The following is a 4,991-nucleotide window of genomic DNA, read 5'->3' as shown; positions in this document are numbered from 1 at the left end:
GCCCGCACCGGCGCCGACTGTATCCCCGCCTCCGCCACCCGAGCAGGGCCAGAGCCCGATTTTAGCCGACGGTCTGAAGCCGCTCCCGGGTGCACCGCGTATGATGACAGGGTCTGATGACCGCCCCGCCCTGCCGAGGCGCCGGCTCGAAACAGCGCCTGTCTACTCGGTGCAGAGCATGGAACTTCTGCCCGGAGACTATGAGGCTACAGCCGGTTATCTCGACCCGACGGCCAATGAGGACGACAGCGCGCTGGACAGGAGCCCTCCTGCCAGCGACGACTAGTCTGGCGCGCTCGTTTTCAATGCGAGTGCGTGCAGTTCCCCGCCCATTTTGCCTTTGAGCGCCGCATAGACCATCTGATGCTGACGCACGCGCGGCACCCCTGCAAATTGCGGCGATACGATCTCCGCCTGCCAGTGGTCATTGTCTCCCGCCAGATCGGTGAGCACGATCTCTGCTTCGGGGAATGCTTCCCTCAGATGGGTTTCCAGCGTTGCGCGATCCATGGCCATGAGCGAGTCTCCTTCCGGCTGGCACATGGCCATCAATGAGCCTAGGGTCAAGCCGGTTTGGTTTTGAGGAATGACCTGCATGATCCGTATACTCGCGCTTACTCTGCTTGCAATCAATGCCTGTTCCAGCCCGCCGCAAACGCCGGTCGATACCCGAGAAGCAAGCCGGGTTTCGCCTGCCTATGACGCGCAATTCCATGATGCAGACCGCGCTCTAACGGCCCTGAGGACCTTGTCCTCGGACGAATTCGAAGGCCGCCAGAGTGGCACTCCCGGCAATTTGAAAGCCAGAGCGTGGATCAAGTCGCGCCTTGAGGAGATGAACGTCTCCCCGGCCCGAAAGGAGGGGTATGAAATCGAATTCGCAGCGCCCCGCTTCGATGAACCCGGCGGTGTCATTGACGGCACAAATCTGATTGCCGTCATCCCCGGCGAAAACAGAGGCGCACGGGACGCCAAGGCCATCGTTCTCTCGGCCCATTACGACCATCTCGGCATCAAGGATGGCGAAGTCTACAATGGCGCAGATGACAATGCGTCCGGCGTAGCAGCGCTGATGGAGGTGATTGCCTGGTTCCAAGCTCATCCGCCAGCGACCCACCTGATCTTCGCATTCTTCGACGCCGAAGAAGACGGCATCACCGGGTCGGGGCAGTTCGTCGCGAAACTGAGCGACACAGAGAAAACCAACATCGCGCTCAACCTCAATCTCGATATGGTCGCGCGGGCCGATGCGAGCGAGCTTTACGCGGTTGGGGGCTATCACGTCCCCGACCTTGTCCCGGTGATTGAAGCGGTGGCGGCCGACGCCCCGATCAAGCTCTTGCGCGGCCATGAAACGCCTGATCTCGGCAAGGATGACTGGACGCTCGCATCGGACCACGCACCCTTCTTTCTCGCCGGTATTCCGATCCTCTATCTCGGTGTCGAGGACCATTCTGACTATCACCGGCCGACCGACACGTTCGACAAGGTGGACCCTGAGGCGTTTGCGCGGTCCGTCGATACGATCATCCTCATGGCGGAGGCGCTTGATGACTGGGTCGCCGCAGAAGAGGCGAGCGCTGACTGAGCTTCTCGCCGGGAAAATCAAGGTTTCGGAAACAATTCAGTAACCTTTCGTCAACCATATTCAGCCCGCCCAGAGCGGAGATTCGGATATGGTTCGCATCCTCAGATCCTTCTTTTTTGGCCGCTGGCTGCGCATGCAGCGCGGCGATGTCGCGATCCTGCCCCTGCTGATTCTGCTGATCATCGCCGTCGCCATTTCCTATTGGGACCGGCCCAGGGAGCAGTCGACCGTTCTGGCCCCTGTTTTCTTCTCAGCGTGCGGCGGAGGGCAACGGATCAATTGCGTGGTCGATGGCGATACAATCTGGGCAACCGGGGAAAAGATCCGGCTGGCGGACATTGATGCGCCAGAGATATTCTCGCCGGACTGCCCCTCCGAAAAAATTCTCGGACAAAAGGCAAGCCTGCGGCTCGCCGCGCTCCTGAATGAGGGCCGCGTCGAGCTGAAGACGTCCGGATCGCGCGACCGAGACAAGTATGGCCGCCTTCTTCGGGTCGCGGCGGTCGATGGGCGGTCTGTCGGACAATCACTGATCAATGAAGGTCTCGCACACCGCTGGGGCAATCATCAGCAAGGCTGGTGTACATAAAAAAGCCCCGGACCTCGACGGTCCGGGACTTCATCAAGACACAATCGAAGGCCTATTCCCAGCCGCAGGACCGGCCTTCGTTTTCCTCTTCGAGATAGGTGATCAGCGGATCGAAATATTCGATGATCGCTGAGCCATCCATCTCGCGTGTACCGGTGAAGGTTTCGAGCACGTCGGGCCATGGCTCCGAGGCGCCCATTTCCATCATCGCATTGAAGCGCGCGCCGACCTCTTCGTTTCCATAGATCGAGCAGCGATGCAGCGGCCCTTCCCAGCCAGCCTGTTCACAGGCAGCTTTGTGGAACTGGAACTGCATGATGTAGCTCAGGAAATAGCGCAGGTACGGCGTATTGCCCGGAATGTGATACTTCGCGCCTGGATCAAACGCGTCGGCAGGGCGTGGGCCCGGCGGGACGATGCCCTGATACTTGGTGCGCTTCTCCCACCAGGCGTCGTTGTAAGCTTCAGGCGGCGTCGTGCCGTCGAGCACATCCCAGCGCCAGCTATCCACCGTGATGGCGAAAGGCAGGAAGGCGATCTTGTCGAGCGCAGTGTTCATCAGGAGCGAGATGTCGGCATCTTCGCCGGGCACCTGGCTTTCATCGATCAGGCCAATGTCCACGAGATAAGATGGCGTGATCGAAAGGGCGATGAAGTCACCGATGGCTTCGTGGAAGCCGTCATGGGCGCCGTCCTTGTAGAGGTAGTCGACGTCCTTGTAGGCGCGCTGATAGTAATTGTGACCGAGCTCGTGGTGGACGGTGTAGAAGTCCTCCGCGTTCACTTCGGTACACATCTTGATGCGCACATCTTCCTCGTCATCGAGGTCCCAGGCCGAGGCGTGGCAGACAACTTCGCGCGGGGCTGGCGGGCGCACGATCATGGAGCGTTCCCAGAACGTATCCGGCAGCGGGGCGAGCCCCAGCGATGTGAAGAAGCCTTCAGCCGTCTCTACCATCTTGATCGCGTCATAGTCTGCCGCGACCAGTTCCTCGGTCAGATCATAGCCTTGGCCGGGCAGGCCTTCAGGCTCGACCAGCGGATAGATATTCGACCATTGCTGTGACCACATATTGCCGAGCAGGTCGGCGCGGATCGGGCCTGTGGCAGGCTGGACATCATCGCCATACTGATCATTCAGTTCGGCGCGGACATAGCAGTGCAGCTCCTCATAAAGCGGCTCGACCTGGCCCCAGAGCCGGTCGACTTCGGTCGCCATCTCTTCGGGCGGCATATCGTATTTCGACAGCCACATCGTTTTCAGATTGTCATAGCCAAGCTCGCGCGCGCCTTCATTGGCGATCTCGACCATGCGGGCATAATCATCCTTCATCGGCGGCGAGACGGTGCGCCAGCCTTCCCAGACGGCTTTCAGCTCTTCCGGGTCGCGGCTTGTCTCGATGATGGTCGAGAGCTGGTCGAGGTTCATCTCCTCGCCCTCATATGTGAATTTGCCCGTGGCGTAGGTCGCATCGAGCCCGGTCGTGATTTCGGCAAGCTCTTCTGCCGCACCTTCAGTTGAGGGGGCCGGGATGGTCACGCCGGACTGGAGCCGTTTCATCTTGCGCTCTAGCTCTGGCGGCAGGTCGACATCATTGAACTGCTTGGATTCATTGGCGAGCGCGACGGCGATCTTGGTCGCCTTGGCGCCGGCTTCGGCCGCGGCGGCATTCGTTTCCTCGGAAATATTCGTGGCCTGCTCCCAGAAGACCGGGCTGATCTCTTTCGACATCTGCGCAAGCTCTGCGTCTGCGCGCTCCAGGAAGGCGCGCGCCTCGACGACACCGGTGTTTTCCTTTTCGACCGGGTCGGCCGCCAGTGGCGGTGTCGGCACTTCGGCTGGCGGCACATCGTCGGTGTTCGTGCCGGCGCAGGATGCAAGCATGGCGAAACTGATCGCCATCGCGCTTGCCGTTATATATCTGTTTTTCATTGTGGGACCTCCATGGTGAACGCAACGAAGCGCCATGGCATGCGAAGGTCAATGGGCATTCTGGCTTTGCTCGCGTCGCCGCTCATGTGCTGCAGCGCAAAAATCGCCACGGGGCCTAATGCCTCTGGCGGTTCAAGGAAAACTCGCCCTGATGACAGGGCCGGGCGCGCCTGGAAGAGACGCTTGTGTAATGCCAGCCTTTCGGCGTGGCTGTAGAGCGCCTGTTTCAGGCGCGCCCGCGAGATTTATTGGCCGTGCAGGTGTCCCTTACCGGCCCGCCAGAGGCCCGCCGACAGGGGCTGCCCTGCCAGTGGCGATCTATTTTCCGGGCGCTGCACCACGGGTGTCGCAGGGCCGTTAGCCCCTGCCCGCAGCCGCAATCACTCTCGCCTCCCATATGCCACCCGGCCGGTCCGGACCGCCCTGTCAGGCCATGGGATGGGGAAACTTATAGCCGGGGCGCGAGGGGAGGCGGATCGATTAAACGTTTTGCCCTTGGCGCGGCGCGTTTGCGGGCCATCTCAAACCGGATGGAATGGATCGCCGCCGCCCTCATTGCCGCCTGGATGCTGATCGGCGGCGCGCTGCACCTTTTCGTGCCAGCGCCCTTTTTCGCTATCGTACCTGACTGGATGCCCGAGCTTTGGGTGGTGTGGCTGTCCGGGCTCATTGAGCTTGCAATTGGCATTGCCGTGCTTATCCCCCGCACACGCGCCCTCGCAGGCCTTGCCTTTGCAGGCCTCTGCCTTGGCTATCTGCCGCTGCACGTCTGGGACTTTTTCCGCGCCGACCCGGTTTTCCCGGTCCCATGGGGCGCGGGCGCGCGAATCATGGTGCAGCTCGCTCTGATCGGGCTCGGCCTCTGGTTGTGGACACGAAGG

5 protein-coding genes and 1 pseudogene are annotated in these 4,991 nt (G+C 61.0%); 4 read left to right on the top strand and 2 right to left on the bottom strand.

The features are described from left to right. Positions 1 to 286, top strand: a pseudogene (locus WA989_RS17560) (hypothetical protein); the annotation flags it as partial. Here the strand turns inward: WA989_RS17560 and WA989_RS17555 are convergent. After that, positions 283 to 516: a BolA/IbaG family iron-sulfur metabolism protein gene (locus WA989_RS17555; protein ID WP_424341770.1), complete on the bottom strand. Its 234-nt coding sequence runs from the start codon at positions 514 to 516 to the stop codon at positions 283 to 285. The pseudogene WA989_RS17560 and the gene WA989_RS17555 overlap by 4 nt on opposite strands. Positions 517 to 595: 79 nt before the next feature. Here WA989_RS17555 and WA989_RS17550 point away from each other — a divergent pair, with 79 nt between their 5' ends. Together WA989_RS17550 and WA989_RS17545 are read left to right on the top strand one after the other, a co-directional pair. Beyond that, complete coding sequence (locus tag WA989_RS17550) at positions 596 to 1,588, top strand: M20/M25/M40 family metallo-hydrolase (RefSeq protein WP_424341769.1); 993 nt, start codon at positions 596 to 598, stop codon at positions 1,586 to 1,588. Positions 1,589 to 1,676: 88 nt separating this feature from the next. After that, positions 1,677 to 2,177 carry a thermonuclease family protein gene (locus WA989_RS17545; RefSeq protein ID WP_424341768.1) on the top strand — a complete coding sequence of 167 codons (501 nt, stop codon included), beginning with the start codon at positions 1,677 to 1,679 and terminating at the stop codon, positions 2,175 to 2,177. A gap of 52 nt (positions 2,178 to 2,229) precedes the next feature. On the opposite strand, the gene WA989_RS17540 is transcribed toward WA989_RS17545, so the two are convergent. Continuing rightward, on the bottom strand, positions 2,230 to 4,110 hold the full coding sequence (locus WA989_RS17540) for a M2 family metallopeptidase (RefSeq protein ID WP_424341767.1): 1,881 nt from the start codon (positions 4,108 to 4,110) through the stop codon (positions 2,230 to 2,232). Positions 4,111 to 4,619: 509 nt separating this feature from the next. Here WA989_RS17540 and WA989_RS17535 point away from each other — a divergent pair. Then, positions 4,620 to 4,991 (top strand): hypothetical protein (locus WA989_RS17535; protein ID WP_424341766.1); only part of this gene is annotated, 372 nt, incomplete at its 3' end.

The sequence above is a fragment of the Henriciella sp. genome (genome assembly GCF_049649345.1).
In the GTDB taxonomy this organism is placed as follows: domain Bacteria; phylum Pseudomonadota; class Alphaproteobacteria; order Caulobacterales; family Hyphomonadaceae; genus Henriciella.
This window is presented reverse-complemented; position numbering and strand designations above follow the sequence as displayed.

Bases quoted from the DNA above. Each gene is read 5' to 3' on its own strand.
- WA989_RS17555 (WP_424341770.1), bottom strand. From the start codon at position 516: ATGGCCATGGATCGCGCAACGCTGGAAACCCATCTGAGGGAAGCATTC.
- WA989_RS17550 (WP_424341769.1), top strand. From the start codon at position 596: ATGATCCGTATACTCGCGCTTACTCTGCTTGCAATCAATGCCTGTTCC.
- WA989_RS17545 (WP_424341768.1), top strand. From the start codon at position 1,677: ATGGTTCGCATCCTCAGATCCTTCTTTTTTGGCCGCTGGCTGCGCATG.
- WA989_RS17540 (WP_424341767.1), bottom strand. From the start codon at position 4,110: ATGAAAAACAGATATATAACGGCAAGCGCGATGGCGATCAGTTTCGCC.